Source organism: Actinosynnema sp. NPDC023658, from assembly GCF_040639995.1.
GTDB lineage: Bacteria > Actinomycetota > Actinomycetes > Mycobacteriales > Pseudonocardiaceae > Actinosynnema.
In genome coordinates this window covers 2,331-16,794 of sequence record NZ_JBFAAX010000101.1, presented here as the reverse complement: position 1 = coordinate 16,794, position 14,464 = coordinate 2,331, and the positions used below count along the sequence as shown (strand labels likewise).

Here is a 14,464-nt window from a genome sequence, read left to right as displayed (position 1 = left end):
GGGGTACGCGAACGTAGGACACGCGCGTTCTGGACGTAGGACACGCGCAGGGGTCAGGTGGTGGCGACGCCGTCCCAGACGGCGGTGGAGCCGCTGTGACCGATGCGGACGGTTTGGACGGTCGTGGCGACGCCCGCGGCGATGACCAGGACCGCGACCACCACGGCGATCCGCCGCCACGTCTTCGGCACGGCCGGGTCGTCGGCGGCGGCGGCGCGTTCCCGGTCCGCCAGGCGGCCGGCGACCAGCAGCGCCACGACCACCACGCCGAAGCCCAGCGCGAACGGCAGCAGGTCGTTGCCCAGGTCCGCGTGGTGCCTGATCAACGGGTTGTTCAGCGAGGCGAGCCGCGCGTAGAGCTGGTCGCCCGCCCACTGGGCCAGCGGCACGGAGCCGACGCCCAGCACCGTCACGCCCAGCAGGGGCCACGTGTACCGCTGCCGCCAGCGCGGCACGACGGCCATCGCCGCGGCACCCGCGGCCGCCAGCGGGAGCAGCACCACCACCGCGTGGACCAGCAGCGGGTGCGCGGGGAGACCGAAGATCGTCACCAGGTCGTCTGCGAGTGCCATGCCTCTCCCTACGCCGGTGGGTCGTCCCCGGGTTCAGCGACATAGGGTAGTGCCGTGCTGAGGACCGATGGCAGGAACGACGACGTACTGCGCGACATCCGGATCACCCGCGGCTTCCAGCAGTGGCCCGCGGGGTCGGTGCTGATCGAGTTCGGCAACACGCGGGTGTTGTGCGCGGCCAGCGTGACCGAGGGCGTGCCGCGGTGGCGGTCCGGCTCGGGACTCGGCTGGGTGACCGCCGAGTACGCGATGCTGCCGTCGGCCACGCACACCCGCAGCGACCGCGAGTCGGTGAAGGGCCGGATCGGGGGACGCACGCACGAGATCAGCCGCCTGATCGGACGATCCCTGCGCGCGTGCATCGACCTGGCCGCGCTGGGCGAGAACACGATCGTGATCGACTGCGACGTGATCCAGGCGGACGGCGGCACCCGGACCGCCGCCATCACCGGCGCGTACGTGGCCCTGGCCGACGCCGTGACGTGGCTCGGCGCGGCGGGCCGCCTGGCCGACCCGCAGCCGCTCTCGTGCGCCGTGTCGGCGGTGTCGGTCGGTGTCGTGGACGGTCGCGTGCGCCTGGACCTGCCGTACGAGGAGGACTCGCGCGCCGAGGTCGACATGAACGTCGTCGCCACGGACGCGGGCACGCTGATCGAGGTGCAGGGCACCGGCGAGGGCGCGACGTTCGCGCGGTCGACGTTGGACAAGATGCTCGACCTGGCGCTGGAGGGCTGCGCGCAGCTCAACCAGGTCCAGGCCGACGCGCTGGCCCTGCCGTACCCCGGCGTGCTGCCCGAGCCGAAGGCGAAGAAGAAGTGAAGCTGCTCCTCGCGTCGCGCAACAAGAAGAAGCTCGGCGAGCTGCGCCGCATCCTGCTGGCCGAGGGGCTGGACGGGATCGAGGTGCTGGGCCTGGACGACGTGCCGGAGTTCCCGGAGGCGCCGGAGACCGACCCGACGTTCGAGGGCAACGCCCTGGCGAAGGCCCGTGACGCGTTCGACGCCACCGGCCTGCCGTCGGTCGCGGACGACTCCGGCATCGCGATCGACGCGCTCAACGGGATGCCCGGCGTGCTCTCGGCCCGGTGGTCCGGCGTGCACGGCAACGACCAGGCCAACCTGGACCTGGTGCTGGGCCAGCTGCGCGACGTCCCGGACGAGCGGCGGGGTGCCGCGTTCGTCTGCACGGCCGCATTCGTGGCGGGGCCGGACGTGGAGACCGTCGTGCGCGGCGAGTGGCGCGGCACGATCACCCGCGAGCCGCGCGGCGAGAACGGCTTCGGCTACGACCCGATCTTCCGCCCCGAGGGCCACGACGTCACCTCCGCCGAGCTGACCCCGGACCAGAAGGACGAGGTCTCGCACCGGGGCCGCGCCCTCCGACTCCTGCTCCCGCACCTGCGCGAGCTGGCTCAGGCGCGGTAGCCGACCCGCGCGTCCACCGTGGTGCCCTCCCGTGCCCGAACCCCGACGGGGCCGAGCAGGGGAGGGCGGGCGGACCGGTGGTCAGGCGGGCAGTTCGCGCAGCAGCTTGGCGACGTGGCCGGTGGCGCGGACGTTGTACATCGCCTTCTCGATCTTGCCCTCGGGGCCGACCAGGAACGTCGAGCGGATCACGCCCATGACGGTCCTGCCGTAGTTCTGCTTCTCGCCGAACGCGCCCCACTCGGCCAGCACCTTGCGGTCCACGTCGGACAGCAGCGGGAAGTTCAGGCCCTCGGCCTGCGCGAACTTGGCCAGCTTCTCCGGCTTGTCCGGCGAGACGCCGAGGACCTCGTAGCCCGACGACGCGAGGTCACCGAGGTTGTCGCGGAAGTCGCACGCCTGCTTGGTGCAGCCCGGCGTGCCCGCGGCCGGGTAGAAGTAGACGACCACGGAGCGGCCGAGGTAGTCGGAGAGCGAGACGGGCTTGCCCTCGCTGTCGGGCAGGGTGAACGCCGGGGCCTGCTCGCCCGGTTGCAGGCGCTTCTGCTCGGTCATGACCGGAGACGCTACAAGGTCAGGCGACGCCCTCGAACGTCGCGCTCGGCTCCTGGTTGGCGCCGTTCGGCTCGATCAGCAGCCGCAGCCGCACCGGGTCGGCGGGCACGGCGAACGCCATCGTCAGCACGGTCTCCGCGCCGGGCGCCACCTCCCGGACCGCGGCGCCGATGCCGTTGAGGCCCTGCACCGAGTCGCGGACCTCGGCCACCGGCATCCCGTCGACGGTCGCGCGCACGGACAGCTGGCTCGTGTGGTAGGCCGTCTTGGTGCCGTTGACCAGCGTCAACGTGAACACGGCGGTGCGCGGTGACTGCGGGAACGACGTGTCGCTCGGCTTGAGGGACGTGGGCACCGACACGGTGAGCGCCATGCCGTTGCCCCACACCCGCTGCGCGCCGAACGCGGCCGACGCGGACGCCGAGGGCGCGTCACCGCGTTGTTCGGCCACCGCGGACGGCTTGGGAGGCGTGGGAACGTCGGGCTGGTCCGCACATCCCGCCACTGCCAGGCCGAGGCATGCGCCGACGGCCAGTCTGGCGAACTTCACGAACCTCCCCTTCCCGCCCCGGCGGTGGGCTTGAGTGCGACTGCCACCACCATGACGGTGCGGGAGGGTGCTCGGTGGCCGAACCAGGGCCTTGATTCGCACCTGGTGCCTGCCTGTGGCCGGACCGTGATGACGCACGGCTGCCCGCGTGGGCGGCACCACACCTGGCGGCACCCACGCGGGTCGGCGGCGGCCGAGCCTCGGGCGAGCGTTCCGCCCGGAAGTTGGGGAGCGCGTCGGGGGGCGTGCGCGCTCCACTACGATCATCGCGGCCCGTGGCGGAACCGCTACACCTCTACTTCAGTCTTCACCCGTTCGGACGAGTCCAGCGGGGTTGAACGCCCGGCCAGCTCGGCCAGCAGCTCGTAGGACCGGAGCCGGTCCGACTGCTCGGCGACCATCGTCGTCACCATCAGCTCGTCGGCCCCCGTGTCCTCCAGCAGCCGCTCCAGCTGCGCCTCGACGGTCTTGGGCGAGCCGATGACCTGCGACGCCAGCCGGTCCTCGAAGATCAGCCGTTCGACGTCGGTGTACGGGTAGTCGGCGGCCTCCTGGTCGGTGGCCAGCGGACCGGGCCGCCCGCTGCGCAGCTTGACGAACGCCAGCGCGCCCGGCCCGGCGATCCGGAGGGCGTGCTCGTCGGTGTCCGCCACGATCACCGACGCGCAGACCAGCGCGTACGGCTCGGCCAGCCGCTCGGACGGGCGGAACCGCTGCCGGTACAGGGCCAGCGCGGGCAGCGTGTTGTCCGCGCTGAAGTGGTGGGCGAACGCGAACGGCAGCCCGAGCACGCCCGCGACCTGCGCGCTGTACCCGCTCGACCCGAGCAGGAACACGTCCGGCTTGTTGCCCTCGGCGGGCATCGCGGTGAGCTGCTCGGTGCCGTCGAAGTAGCCGGTCAGCTCGCTGAGCTGCTGCGGGAAGTCGTCCACGGACAGCGGACCGGTGGTGCGGCGCAACGCCTGCGCGGTGCGCTGGTCGGTGCCGGGCGCGCGGCCGATGCCCAGGTCGATGCGGCCGGGGTGCAGGGCGGACAGCGTGCCGAACTGCTCGGCCACGACCAGCGGCGGGTGGTTGGGCAGCATCACGCCGCCGGAACCGACCCGCAGCGTCGTGGTGGCGTCGGCCACGTGGCCGATGAGGATCGCGGGGGAGGAGCTGGCGATGCCGGGCATGTTGTGGTGCTCGGCCAGCCAGAACCGGGTGAAGCCGAGCCGTTCGACGTGCTGGGCCAGCTCGCGCGTGTGCTTGAGGGCCGTGCGCGCGTCCGTCGCCGTGGTGACGGGGGCGAGGTCGAGCGCGGACAGCGGCACGTCGCGAAGGCTGCTCATGCCTCCGACCAACGCCGGACACCCGCGATGCCTTCCGGGTGTGACCGTCGCGACCGTCACACCGGGAAGCGCCCGACCTTCGCCCGCGTTGGCCGAGGTATGGACGTGGTGGTCATCGGTGCAGGTCAGGCCGGGTTGTCGGCGGCCTACTTCCTCAAGCGCGCGAACCTCGACCACGTCGTGCTGGACGCCGACGCCGGGCCGGGCGGCGCGTGGCGGCACCGCTGGCCGACCCTGCGGATGGCGACCGTCCACGGCATCCACGACCTGCCCGGCATGCCGTTCGCGGAGCCGGACCCGACCGCGCCCGCCAACGAGGTGCTGCCCGCGTACTTCGCGGACTTCGAGCGCCGCAACGGCATCGAGGTGCGGCGGCCGGTGCGCGTGCACGCCGTGCGCGACCGCGGCGGCCTGCTGCGGGTCGAGACCGACCACGGCGTCTGGGAGGCGGACGCGCTGGTCAACGCGACCGGCACGTGGAGCCGGCCGTTCTGGCCGCGCTACCCCGGCCAGGAGCGGTTCGCCGGCAGGCAGCTGCACTCCTCGCAGTACCGGGGGCCGCACGAGTTCGCCGGGCAGCGCGTGGTCGTCGTCGGCGGCGGCACGTCCGCGGTCCAGCAGCTGCTGGAGATCGCCGGGCACGCCGCTTCGACCACCTGGGTGACCCGCCGTGAGCCGGAGTTCTCCGACCAGCCCTTCACGCCCGAGCTGGGACGTGCGGTGGTGGCCAAGGTGGAGGACCGGGTCCGCCGGGGCCTGCCGCCGCGCAGCGTGGTCAGCGTGACCGGCCTGAGCCTCACCCCGGCCGTCCGCGAGGCCCTGAGCGCCGGCGTCCTGGACCGCAGGCCGATGTTCGAGCGGATCACCGAAGACGGCGTGGTGTGGCCCGACGGGACGCGCCACGCAGCGGACGCGATCGTCTGGGCGACGGGGTTCCGGGCCGCCCTCGACCACCTCGCCCCGTTGCGCCTGCGCGGCCCCGGCGGCGGCATCCGGCTCGACGGCACCAGGGTCGTCGCGGACCCGCGGGTGCACCTCGTCGGCTACGGCCCGTCCGCCAGCACGGTCGGCGCGACGAGGGCCGGTCGGGCGGCGGCGAAGGAGATCAGGGCGTCGCTGTCCCGCCGACGGGCCGCCTGAGCAGCTTGGCCGCCTTCTGGCCGAGCAGGTTCGCGCCCACGCCCAGCTTGTACCGCAGCACGTCCAGCCGGCCGACGTTGCGCCGCGCCAGGAACTCCCTGGTCGCCGCCGCGTCGAAGAACCACGGGAACAGCGACGACGGGTCGTTGAACCCCTCCCACAGCTGCTCCCCGATGTCCTCCCGGCGTGACGCGGCGAGCATGACCTGCTGCTGGGCGTCGGTCAGCGGCGCGAGCAGGCCGTTGGAGAAGTCGCTGGTGTAGCGGCCGTGCTCCCACCACTCGTCGAACCGCCCGGTCAGCCACGACGCGGTGAACGGGCCGTCGTGCGCGGTCAGCTCCTCCGCGAAGAACCGGGCCATCCGGGTGGCGTTGTTCGCGCCCTGGCCCGCCAGCGGGTCGTTGAGCACGACCGCGTCACCGAGGCCGAGCACGTGCCGCCCGGACGGCAGCACGGCCACCGGCTTGCGCACCACGGGCACGATCCCGCCCTTGATCCAGGTCACCTGGCTGGCCGGCCGGGCGGTCCGCAGGAACGCCGACTCGTGCGGCAGCAGGTCGTCCACCACGGACTTGAGCACCTCCAGGCCCTCGTCGCCCGACGTGACGCCGCCGAACCGGTCCGCCCGGCCGCCCGGCGCGGCCTCCACCACGACGGACCGCGACTCGCCCACGTCCTTGTCGAAGAACGGCACCCAGAACACCTCGACCGTGCCGGGCAGGAACGAGAACACGCCCTCCCGGTGCTCGGGCCGGGCGTCCACGTCGTACCCGTGGATGTTGATCATGAACAGGTTGCGCTGCGGCTCGGAGTGCACCGACCGCACCGGATCGCGCTCGAACAGGCCGCTCAGCGACCTGTGCCCGGCCGTGACGACCACCAGGTCGTGCGAAGCGGCCAGCCGGTCGAGCCCCTCGACGTCGACCGAGTCGATCACCACCGACGCACCGCGCGCCTCCAGCTCCTCCAACCCGGCGGAGAACTTCAACCGCTGGTCGACGGCCAGCGCGGGCTTGCGCAACGGCGCGTCGACCGAGAACGCCAGCGCCTGGTCGTCGGTGAACAGGTCCAGGTGGATGCGCCGCATCCGGGACGCCTCGGGCCAGAAGTCCAGGCCCAGCTCGGCCTCGTACTCGACGTTGTCACCGAACAGGCAGGCCGTGGGACGACCCCGGTCGCCCAGGTGGTCCTCCGGTGCCCGGTCGGTGCAGAGGGTGACCCGCCATCCGGCGCGCAACAGCGCGGCGGACAATACGAGACCGGCTTGACCTGCACCGACGACCGCGATTGTGCCCACGTTACTGATAGTCGGCAGCGGATGTGCGATCACCAATAGCACGATCGGGTCGATTAGCCTCATGGAGGTGTACAGGGGGTTGCACGTCGTCATCGGACTGCTGCTCGGCTTCCTGACGGCGCTGCTGGACCTGCTCGTGGTCGTGTTCGCGCGGAAGTCGGCCGTCGCCGTCGCGGGGCTGGAACGGCGGCGGCTGCGGTCGTTCCTGGGGATCGACAGCGCCGAGCCGACGCGGGAGCAGGCCCTGCGCTACCTGGCCGTGCGCGCGCCGGTGGGCCTGTTCGGCGGGGTCGTGCTGGCCTGGCTGTTCTACGGGCTCGCCCTGGCCGGGATCGTCGCGTACCGGCTGGTCGCGGGCGGCCCGGACCACGGCCTCGACCGGTCCGACGGGTGGGCGGACTTCGTCCTGGCCGGGTCGGTCGGCCTGGTGCTGCTCTACATCGAGGTCCAGGGCATCGTGGGCGTCGTCGCGCTGGAGGGGAAGGTCGCCCGCCGCTGGCTCGGCCCGAGCGAGGCCGAGCTGCTGCGCCTGCGCATCGACGAGCTGGCCGCCAGCCGGGCGGGCATCGTGGCCGCGGTGGACGCCGAGCGCCGGCGGATCGAACGCGACCTGCACGACGGCGTCCAGCAGCGGCTGGTGGCGCTGGGGATGCTGCTGGGCCGCGCCCGCCGCAACCCCGGCCACGCCGAGGAGCTGCTGGCCCAGGCGCACGAGGAGTCCCGGCACGTGCTGGAGGACCTGCGCGAGGTCGCCTGGCGGGTCTACCCGGCGGCGCTGGACTCGCTCGGCCTGGTCGACGCGCTGGAGGCGGTGGCCGACCGCTCCGCCATCCCGGTGCGCATCCGGTGCGCGCCGCCGTCCGTGGCGCCGCAGGTGGAGACGGCGGTGTACTTCGTCGTCTGCGAGGCGGTGACGAACGCGGCCAAGCACTCGGGTGCGACCATGATCGACGTGGACATCGCGGAGGAGGCGGGCGCCGTGCGGGTGCGCGTCGCGGACGACGGCGTCGGGGGAGCGGACCCGGCGGGCGGCGGGCTGGCGGGGTTGTCCCGGCGGGTGCTCGCCCTGGACGGCGCGTTCGGCGTGACCAGCCCGGTCGGCGGTCCGACGGTGATCACCGCGGAGCTGCCGTGCGGGTGATCCTGGCCGAGGACTCGACGTTGCTGCGCGAGGGCCTCGTGCGGCTGCTGGTCGAGGAGGGCCACGAGGTGCCCGCCGCCGTGGGTGACGCGGAAGCGCTGCTCAGCGCCGTGGCGGCGTACCGGCCGGACGTCGTGGTGACCGACGTGCGGATGCCGCCGACGAACTCCGACGAGGGCCTGAAGGCCGCGTTGGAGATCCGCCGGCGGTTCCCCGGTGTCGGCGTGCTGGTGCTGTCGCAGTACGTCGAGCAGCGCTACGCCGTCGACCTGCTCACCGGGCCCGGCGAGGGCGTCGGCTACCTGCTCAAGGACCGGGTGGTCCAGGTGGAGGAGTTCCTCGACGCGCTGCGCCGCGTCGCCGCGGGTGACGTGGCGTTCGACCCGGAGGTGGTGCGGCGGCTGCTGGCCCGCTCCGGTCACCCGTTGGACGTGCTCACCGAGCGGGAGCGCCAGGTGCTGGCGCTCATGGCCGAGGGGCACACGAACAACGCCGTCGCGTCCCGGCTGCACGTGTCGCGCAGCGCGGTGGAGAAGCACATCAACTCGATCTTCGACAAGCTCGGCCTGTCCGACGTGGACGGCTACAGCAGGCGGGTGCTGGCGATCCTGCGCTACCTGCGGGCGTGACCGCTACCTGGTGGAGCGGTCGGCCTTCCCGCGCTGCGTGAGCCGGGAGATCACGAACCACGCCACGGCCACGACCACCAGTCCGACCACGACCTTCGTCACGATCCCCATGTACTGCTCGACCAGGTGGTAGTTCTCGCCCAGCACGTACCCGGCCATGATCAGCGCGGTGTTCCAGATCAGGCTGCCCGCCGCCGTCAGCAGCAGGAACGACGGCAGCGGCATCCGCTCCACGCCCGCCGGGATCGAGATGAGACTGCGGAAGATCGGCACCATCCGGCCGAAGAAGACCGTCGCCTTGCCGTGCCGCGCGAACCACTCCTCGGTGCGGTCCACATCGGACAGCTTCATCAGCGGCATCCGCTGGGCGATGGCCCGGATCCGGTCACGCCCGAGCAGCGCGCCCAGGTAGTACAGCACCAGCGCGCCGGCGACCGACCCGGCGGTGGTCCACACGATCGCGGCGACGAGGTTCATCCCGCCCTGGCTGGCGGTGAACCCCGCCAGCGGCAGGAACAACTCGCTGGGCAGGGGCGGGAACAGGTTCTCCAGCGCGATCGCGATCCCGGCGCCGGGTGCGCCGAGCGTTTCCATCAGGTCGGTTACCCACGAGACGACGTCCATGTCCTCAAGTTACGAACGCGCCGAGCCCGCCACCATGAAGCCGACCTCACAACCGGGTGTGGAAAACCCCAGTGCGGAGGGGGCGGGTGACCGCCACGCGGTCAGCGCGCGGCGTGCGCGGCCAGGCCGTGCGCGTACCGCGAGATCACGGCCTGGAGCACCAGCCGGTAGAGCCACCCGGTCCCGCGTGCCTTGGGCTCGAACGACGAGTGCCAGTGGATCGCCGTCCCGTCGCCGTCCGGCGCGAGGTCGATGAAAGCCTGGTAGTCGCGAATGGCGAGACCCGACAGCAGGACGTAGCCCACCCGCCGGTTCGGCGTCAGTTCGACGACCTCCTCCCTCGTGAGCGCCTTGCGGCCTTTGTTCCGGAATACCCGGATTTCGCCGACGCCACTCGCGTCACCCGCGCGTTCGCGCTCGTACCCGACCGCCGGCGACCACTCGGGCCACGTCGAGCCGTCCGCGAGCAGCCGGAAGACCCGCTCCGGCGGGGCGGAGCTGCGCACCCGCACGTCCACTCTCTGTACCATGCGGTACATGTACCATCTGGTACATGACGGAACAAGGGGCGGCGCGGGAACGCCTGCTCGCGGCCGTGCTGGAGCACCTGGCGTCGCACGGGTTGGGCGACCTGAGCCTCCGGCGGCTGGCCGAGGCGGTGGGGACCAGCCACCGGATGCTCATCTACCACTTCGGCTCGATGGAGGGCCTGCTGGTCGAGGTGGTGCGGGCGGTGGAGGCGCGGCAGCGGGCCGTGCTCGCGTCCCTGCCCGCCGACGACCCCGCCGAGGCCGCGCGCGCGTTCTGGCGGGTGCTCACCGATCCGTCGCTGCGCGCGAACGTGCGCCTGTTCTTCGAGCTCTACGGGCAGGCGGTCCAGGGTCGTCCGGGCACGACCCACCTCCTCGACGGCATCGTCACCGACTGGCTGGCCCCGGTCGCCGCCCTGCAGCGCGCCCAGGGCCACCCGCCGGACGTGGCCGAAACCCGCGCCCGCCTGGGCCTGGCCGTCGCCAGGGGCCTGCTGCTGGACCTGGTCGCCACTGACGACGAACACGCCGTCACCGCCGCCATGGACCACTTCATCACCCTGATGACCCCCTGATCCCCCGAGAGTCCTACCTCCAGCGCGCGAGAGTCCTACGTCCAGAGCACCTGAGTTCAACGCTCAGGCGTTCCGGGCCGAGCGTGAGCGTTGAACTCACGTGTTGTGGGCGTAGGACTCTCGGCGCGCGAACGTAGGACTCTCGCGGGGGCCGTAGGATCGGACGACGTGAAGCGGATCCCGGTGATCGTGGTGGCGGGTTTCCTGGGCTCCGGCAAGACCACGCTGCTCAACCACCTGCTCGGCGGCAGCCGCGGCACCCGGATCGGCGTGGTGGTCAACGACTTCGGCGCCATCGGCATCGACGCGATGAGCGTGGCCGGGCAGGTCGACTCCACCGTCTCGCTGAGCAACGGGTGCCTGTGCTGCGCGGTCGACGTGAGCGAGCTCGACGCGATGCTCGCCAAGCTCGCCCCGCTCGTCGACGTGATCGTCATCGAGGCCAGCGGCCTGGCCGAACCGCAGGCCATGGCCCGGATGGTGCTCGCGAGCGAGGACCCGCGCCTGACCTACGGCGGCCTGGTGCTGCTGGTCGACGCGGCGGAGTTCCCGGACGACCTGGCCAGGCACCTGCGCGTGGCGGACCTGGTGGTGCTCAACAAGGTCGACCGCGTCGGTGACGCGGCGGCGCTGGAGGCGGAGATCGACCGGCTCGAGCCCGGCGTGCCGGTGGTCCGGTCGACGTTCGGCCGCGTCGACCCGGCCCTGCTGTTCGACCCGCGCCCGCGCGAGCGGTTCGGCCAACTGTCCTTCGAGGACCTGCTGGACGAAGAGCACGACCACGTGCACTACGACAGCGCCGAGTTCACCGGCGGCGCCATGGACCCGGTGCGGCTGATGGCGTTCCTCGACGCGCGCCCCAAGGGCCTGTACCGCATCAAGGGCTTCGTGCGGTTCGACGTGCCCGGCCACCGGCAGCGGTTCGGCCTGCACACCGTGGGCGCGTTCCTGCGGTTCGAGCGCTCGGCGTGGCCGGGTCCGCGGCGGACCGAGCTGGTGCTGATCGGCACGGGTCTGGACATCGCCGCCGTCCGGGCCGGGCTGGCCGCCTGCGAGGCGCCGGACCCGTCCGCGGTGGACCCGCAGTCGATGCTGGAAGTCCTGCGCTACACCGCCTGACCTCCGCGGCACGGACCTGCGCGGCACGAACGCCCGCGGCACCCTCGGCGACGACGCCGAGGGCTGCCGGTGACGTGGGCTCGGAGAGACTCGAACTCTCACTGGCACGGACCTAAACCGTGTGCCTCTGCCAATTGGGCTACGAGCCCGTCACGGTGAGCTTATCGGCAGGCCCCGACGGCCCGGTCCCGAGGGACACCTCCGCGCCGGCCGGCGGGACGGCGGGACGACGACCGGATGGCCGTCACGCCGCTCCTCCACTTGATTCGAAACAGTGTTATACAAGCTCTGGTCCACCGGTCAGGTCAACGTCGGTCCCGCGTCTCAACTACGGTTGGGACCAGCAGCAGCTAGGAGGAGATGTGGCCCGCGACCCCGACACCATCCAGCGCGAGATCGAGCAGGCTCGTGACGCGCTGGCCGTGACCCTCGACGAGCTGGGGACCAGGGCGAGTCCCCAGCGCTTCGTCGAGTCAGGCAAGGAAAGCGTGCGCGCGAAGCTCGACGAACCCAAGGTCCGGTACTCGCTGATCGCGGTGGCCGTGCTCATCGGGTTCGCCTTGCTGCGCAAGCTGTTCCGCTGAAGGTGGGCTACTGCCCCTTGGCGACGAGGGGCAGCAGCACCTGCTCCACCACGCGGTCCACGAAGGGCACGTCCAACGGGTCACCGGTGAGCATCAGCCGGTAGATCAGGGCGGCGCCCGCGATCTCGACCGCCATGCCTCGGGGCGCGTCCGGGCGCAGCTCGCCGCGCTCGTCGGCGCGCTCCAGGGTGCGCCGCAGCACGTTGCGCTGGGCGGTCAGGAACGTCTCCCGGAACGCCGCGGCCAGCTCCGGCTCGTGCGGCAGCTCGCCGACGAGCGCCTGGGCCGCCTTGCCGATCGGGCCGGACAGGAACGCGGCGAACGCGCTCAGGAACTCCCTCAGGTCGCCGGCGAGCGAACCGGTGTCCGGCTCGGCCAGGTTCTGCTGCGCCAGCTGCGTGCACGTGTCGATCACCAGGTCGAGCTTGGACTCCCACCGCCGGTAGATGGTCGCCTTGCCGGCACGGGCGCGCGCCGCGACGGCGTCCATCGTCAACGCGCGGTACCCGACTTCGGCCATCACCTCCAGCGCGGCCCGCCGCAACGCGTCGTCCCGGCTGGCGTCTCTCGGTCTGCCTCGCTGCGGGGTCCGTGTCGCCCCGCTGTACACCGGTGTGGCCATTTCGCGCTCCTGTCGCCTTTGGCGGGACATCCTAGGCCGGAGCGACCCGATTCCGGTTTCGATCACCTGCCCGTGTGCGGGGCTCGCTTCGGGGTCACCCCGTCACCGGTGGTGCGAGACCCGCGCGGGTGTGCAGGTACGCCACCGAGAACGCGAGCGCGTCACCGTCGAGCAGGTGCACGACGGCGCGGCGGGAGCTGCCGGCCGCGATCTCGTCGACCAGTTGGTCGGCCGCGAGCCGGGCGGCGATCAGTCCGGGGGCGGTCGCGTCGAGCTCCTCGCCCCCGGCGCGCACGATCACCGCCCAGTCGTCGCCGTGACGTCGGTAGTTCGCGGTGATGGTGAGTGTGGACATGCGGGGCCTTCCGTCGGTCGTACTCCCATCTGACCGGCGTTCGGGCGTCCACCGCCGTTCTTTCCTTCTATCGGGTGAGCGGCCAGCGGGTCGTGTCGTGCTCGGCCCGCAGCGCGTCCAGCTCGGCCGGCGTCGGCTCGTGCCCGGCGGCGACCATCCGCGCCACCTCGCGGAAGTACTCCTCGTAACCCGCCGGAGTGAAAATCATGAGGCACCTGGCGGTCACGGCGGAGTCGTTGCGGAACCCGTGCGGAGTACCCCGCGGCACGGCCAGCGAACCGCCCGCGTCGATCACCTCGTCGCCGGTCCCGGTGGCGAACGCGATGGCGCCGTCGAGGACGACGAAATCCTCTTCGTGGCTGTTGTGCACGTGTGGCGAGGCGCCCAGCGCACCCGGTTCCAAGGTCATCTCCACCACCGCGAGACGGCCGCCCGTGTCACCGCCGGCGAGCCGGATCCGGTAGGACCCGCCGACCGCGGGCAGCTCCGTGACGTCACTCGAACGGCGTACCCCGAGAGTCATGCACGCACGGTACATGCGCGGTAACGGCCAGGTGCGCGTGATCGATAGGCTGTTCGGAGTAACGCCCCCTTGGTTGGAGAGCCTGATGAGTCGTCGTCGGTTGAGCGTCGCGGTGTGCCTCGTGCTGGGCTTGTTGGTGGTGCCGGGGGTGGCGTCGGGGGTGGCGTCGGCCGATCCGCCGTGGCGGGGTCCGGACGTGCCCGGCGGGTGGGGCGGCACCGGCCGGGGCGACGTGTGCGACGAGCGGGGCGACGTGCCGTGCGAGGACGGGACGACCAGCAACGCGCCGACGACCACGACCACCTGCCCGTCGACCACGCCGTCCACCGGCGGGACGTCCACCGGCACGTCGACGGGGGCGACCACGACGACGACCGACGTGGCGGGCACGTCCGCCACCGCGACGACGACCACGAGGACGGACGTCTCCGGCACCTCGGCCACCTCGGCCACGTCGACGTCGAGCACGGCGGCCGCCGCCACGACCACGACGACCACCGCCGCCGTGCCGCTGCGGACGACCGCGCCCGGTGCCGCGCCGCCGGTGGTGCGCGGGGTGGCGTCGTCCGCGGACCGCTCGTTGGCCGGCACGGGCGCCGCGCCGCTGTGGACGGTCATCGGAGGCCTGGCCGTGCTGATCGGTGGCGCGGTGCTGGTGCTGTTCAGCCGTCGGCGTCGGGCCTGAGCGGTTCGCCCGGTGCGGGTTCGGCGGGCGTGCGTTCGGCGGGCGTGCGTTCGGCGGGCGTCGTCAGCCGGCTCGCCACGCCCCGCCACACGACGTCCATGACGTAGCCGGTCGCGAGCGCGGGCCCCCCCACGGGCCGGCGCGCGCACCACAGCGCCAACCCCGCCGGCGACCCCACCACCAAAACCCCGAACCCCACGGCCGCCAC

19 protein-coding genes, 1 tRNA gene and 1 pseudogene are annotated in these 14,464 nt (G+C 72.5%); 9 read left to right on the top strand and 12 right to left on the bottom strand.

Annotated features, from left to right (window positions below; translation table 11 throughout):
* Positions 1 to 53: 53 nt before the first annotated feature.
* The gene (locus AB0G02_RS14530; protein WP_360793796.1) at positions 54 to 572 is read right to left on the bottom strand and encodes a DUF2231 domain-containing protein; all 519 of its coding nucleotides are present in this window, start codon (positions 570 to 572) and stop codon (positions 54 to 56) included.
* Between the two features lie 54 nt (positions 573 to 626).
* Here AB0G02_RS14530 and rph point away from each other — a divergent pair, with 54 nt between their 5' ends.
* Complete coding sequence (gene rph, locus AB0G02_RS14525) at positions 627 to 1,391, top strand: ribonuclease PH (RefSeq protein ID WP_360793794.1); 765 nt, start codon at positions 627 to 629, stop codon at positions 1,389 to 1,391.
* A complete protein-coding gene (rdgB, locus tag AB0G02_RS14520; protein WP_360793792.1) occupies positions 1,388 to 1,996 on the top strand; it encodes an RdgB/HAM1 family non-canonical purine NTP pyrophosphatase in 609 nt (202 codons plus the stop codon). The genes rph and rdgB overlap by 4 nt, the downstream gene beginning before the upstream one ends.
* Positions 1,997 to 2,077: 81 nt before the next feature.
* Here rdgB and bcp read toward each other — a convergent pair whose 3' ends face one another.
* The 3 genes from bcp to AB0G02_RS14505 form a co-directional block, all read right to left on the bottom strand.
* Positions 2,078 to 2,551 carry a thioredoxin-dependent thiol peroxidase gene (gene bcp, locus AB0G02_RS14515; protein WP_360793790.1) on the bottom strand — a complete coding sequence of 158 codons (474 nt, stop codon included), beginning with the start codon at positions 2,549 to 2,551 and terminating at the stop codon, positions 2,078 to 2,080.
* 19 nt (positions 2,552 to 2,570) lie between these two features.
* Complete coding sequence (locus AB0G02_RS14510) at positions 2,571 to 3,101, bottom strand: hypothetical protein (protein WP_360793788.1); 531 nt, start codon at positions 3,099 to 3,101, stop codon at positions 2,571 to 2,573.
* A gap of 287 nt (positions 3,102 to 3,388) precedes the next feature.
* A complete protein-coding gene (locus AB0G02_RS14505; RefSeq protein ID WP_360793786.1) occupies positions 3,389 to 4,432 on the bottom strand; it encodes an LLM class flavin-dependent oxidoreductase in 1,044 nt (347 codons plus the stop codon).
* A gap of 99 nt (positions 4,433 to 4,531) precedes the next feature.
* On the opposite strand from AB0G02_RS14505, the gene AB0G02_RS14500 reads away from it, so the two are divergent.
* Positions 4,532 to 5,572: an FAD-dependent oxidoreductase gene (locus tag AB0G02_RS14500; protein ID WP_360793784.1), complete on the top strand. Its 1,041-nt coding sequence runs from the start codon at positions 4,532 to 4,534 to the stop codon at positions 5,570 to 5,572.
* On the opposite strand, the gene AB0G02_RS14495 is transcribed toward AB0G02_RS14500, so the two are convergent.
* Entirely contained in the window at positions 5,538 to 6,869 is a 1,332-nt protein-coding gene (locus AB0G02_RS14495; RefSeq protein WP_360793782.1) for a styrene monooxygenase/indole monooxygenase family protein, read from the bottom strand. The two genes, AB0G02_RS14500 and AB0G02_RS14495, sit on opposite strands and share 35 nt — an antisense overlap.
* 61 nt (positions 6,870 to 6,930) lie before the next feature.
* Between AB0G02_RS14495 and AB0G02_RS14490 the strand changes: the two genes are divergently transcribed.
* Together AB0G02_RS14490 and AB0G02_RS14485 are read left to right on the top strand one after the other, a co-directional pair.
* Positions 6,931 to 8,010 (top strand): histidine kinase, encoded by a 1,080-nt coding sequence (locus AB0G02_RS14490; RefSeq protein WP_360793780.1) that lies wholly within the window; start codon positions 6,931 to 6,933, stop codon positions 8,008 to 8,010.
* A complete protein-coding gene (locus AB0G02_RS14485; RefSeq protein WP_360793778.1) occupies positions 8,001 to 8,639 on the top strand; it encodes a response regulator transcription factor in 639 nt (212 codons plus the stop codon). The genes AB0G02_RS14490 and AB0G02_RS14485 overlap by 10 nt, the downstream gene beginning before the upstream one ends.
* A 3-nt stretch (positions 8,640 to 8,642) precedes the next feature.
* Here AB0G02_RS14485 and AB0G02_RS14480 read toward each other — a convergent pair whose 3' ends face one another.
* Both AB0G02_RS14480 and AB0G02_RS14475 read right to left on the bottom strand, forming a co-directional pair.
* Positions 8,643 to 9,263 carry a DedA family protein gene (locus AB0G02_RS14480; protein WP_360793776.1) on the bottom strand — a complete coding sequence of 207 codons (621 nt, stop codon included), beginning with the start codon at positions 9,261 to 9,263 and terminating at the stop codon, positions 8,643 to 8,645.
* A 101-nt stretch (positions 9,264 to 9,364) separates the two neighbouring features.
* The gene (locus AB0G02_RS14475) at positions 9,365 to 9,793 is read right to left on the bottom strand and encodes an SRPBCC family protein (RefSeq protein WP_360793774.1); all 429 of its coding nucleotides are present in this window, start codon (positions 9,791 to 9,793) and stop codon (positions 9,365 to 9,367) included.
* A 23-nt stretch (positions 9,794 to 9,816) separates the two neighbouring features.
* On the opposite strand from AB0G02_RS14475, the gene AB0G02_RS14470 reads away from it, so the two are divergent.
* On the top strand, positions 9,817 to 10,368 hold the full coding sequence (locus tag AB0G02_RS14470; protein WP_360793772.1) for a TetR/AcrR family transcriptional regulator: 552 nt from the start codon (positions 9,817 to 9,819) through the stop codon (positions 10,366 to 10,368).
* Between the two features lie 168 nt (positions 10,369 to 10,536).
* The gene (locus AB0G02_RS14465; RefSeq protein WP_360793770.1) at positions 10,537 to 11,487 is read left to right on the top strand and encodes a GTP-binding protein; all 951 of its coding nucleotides are present in this window, start codon (positions 10,537 to 10,539) and stop codon (positions 11,485 to 11,487) included.
* A 75-nt stretch (positions 11,488 to 11,562) separates the two neighbouring features.
* Here the strand turns inward: AB0G02_RS14465 and AB0G02_RS14460 are convergent.
* Positions 11,563 to 11,636 (bottom strand) — tRNA-Leu (locus tag AB0G02_RS14460).
* A gap of 213 nt (positions 11,637 to 11,849) precedes the next feature.
* On the opposite strand from AB0G02_RS14460, the gene AB0G02_RS14455 reads away from it, so the two are divergent.
* Positions 11,850 to 12,071 carry a DUF3618 domain-containing protein gene (locus AB0G02_RS14455; RefSeq protein ID WP_360793768.1) on the top strand — a complete coding sequence of 74 codons (222 nt, stop codon included), beginning with the start codon at positions 11,850 to 11,852 and terminating at the stop codon, positions 12,069 to 12,071.
* 7 nt (positions 12,072 to 12,078) lie between these two features.
* Here the strand turns inward: AB0G02_RS14455 and AB0G02_RS14450 are convergent, their stop codons facing one another.
* From AB0G02_RS14450 to AB0G02_RS14440, 3 genes are all read right to left on the bottom strand, one after another.
* Positions 12,079 to 12,693 carry a TetR/AcrR family transcriptional regulator gene (locus tag AB0G02_RS14450; RefSeq protein WP_360793766.1) on the bottom strand — a complete coding sequence of 205 codons (615 nt, stop codon included), beginning with the start codon at positions 12,691 to 12,693 and terminating at the stop codon, positions 12,079 to 12,081.
* 94 nt (positions 12,694 to 12,787) lie between these two features.
* Positions 12,788 to 13,048: a hypothetical protein gene (locus AB0G02_RS14445; protein ID WP_360793764.1), complete on the bottom strand. Its 261-nt coding sequence runs from the start codon at positions 13,046 to 13,048 to the stop codon at positions 12,788 to 12,790.
* 67 nt (positions 13,049 to 13,115) lie between these two features.
* The gene (locus AB0G02_RS14440) at positions 13,116 to 13,571 is read right to left on the bottom strand and encodes a cupin domain-containing protein (RefSeq protein ID WP_360793762.1); all 456 of its coding nucleotides are present in this window, start codon (positions 13,569 to 13,571) and stop codon (positions 13,116 to 13,118) included.
* An 85-nt stretch (positions 13,572 to 13,656) separates the two neighbouring features.
* On the opposite strand from AB0G02_RS14440, the gene AB0G02_RS14435 reads away from it, so the two are divergent.
* Positions 13,657 to 14,256, top strand: coding sequence for an LPXTG cell wall anchor domain-containing protein (locus tag AB0G02_RS14435; protein WP_360793760.1), 600 nt, complete (start codon positions 13,657 to 13,659; stop codon positions 14,254 to 14,256).
* Here the strand turns inward: AB0G02_RS14435 and AB0G02_RS14430 are convergent.
* A pseudogene (locus AB0G02_RS14430) lies at positions 14,234 to 14,464 on the bottom strand (hypothetical protein); the annotation flags it as partial. The gene AB0G02_RS14435 and the pseudogene AB0G02_RS14430 overlap by 23 nt on opposite strands.

Coding starts and splice junctions, on each gene's coding strand:
- AB0G02_RS14530 (WP_360793796.1), bottom strand. CDS start 572: ATGGCACTCGCAGACGACCTGGTGACGATCTTCGGTCTCCCCGCGCAC.
- bcp (WP_360793790.1), bottom strand. CDS start 2,551: ATGACCGAGCAGAAGCGCCTGCAACCGGGCGAGCAGGCCCCGGCGTTC.
- AB0G02_RS14505 (WP_360793786.1), bottom strand. CDS start 4,432: ATGAGCAGCCTTCGCGACGTGCCGCTGTCCGCGCTCGACCTCGCCCCC.
- AB0G02_RS14500 (WP_360793784.1), top strand. CDS start 4,532: ATGGACGTGGTGGTCATCGGTGCAGGTCAGGCCGGGTTGTCGGCGGCC.
- AB0G02_RS14490 (WP_360793780.1), top strand. CDS start 6,931: ATGGAGGTGTACAGGGGGTTGCACGTCGTCATCGGACTGCTGCTCGGC.
- AB0G02_RS14480 (WP_360793776.1), bottom strand. CDS start 9,263: ATGGACGTCGTCTCGTGGGTAACCGACCTGATGGAAACGCTCGGCGCA.
- AB0G02_RS14475 (WP_360793774.1), bottom strand. CDS start 9,793: ATGGTACAGAGAGTGGACGTGCGGGTGCGCAGCTCCGCCCCGCCGGAG.
- AB0G02_RS14470 (WP_360793772.1), top strand. CDS start 9,817: ATGACGGAACAAGGGGCGGCGCGGGAACGCCTGCTCGCGGCCGTGCTG.
- AB0G02_RS14450 (WP_360793766.1), bottom strand. CDS start 12,693: ATGGCCACACCGGTGTACAGCGGGGCGACACGGACCCCGCAGCGAGGC.
- AB0G02_RS14445 (WP_360793764.1), bottom strand. CDS start 13,048: ATGTCCACACTCACCATCACCGCGAACTACCGACGTCACGGCGACGAC.
- AB0G02_RS14440 (WP_360793762.1), bottom strand. CDS start 13,571: ATGACTCTCGGGGTACGCCGTTCGAGTGACGTCACGGAGCTGCCCGCG.
- AB0G02_RS14435 (WP_360793760.1), top strand. CDS start 13,657: ATGAGTCGTCGTCGGTTGAGCGTCGCGGTGTGCCTCGTGCTGGGCTTG.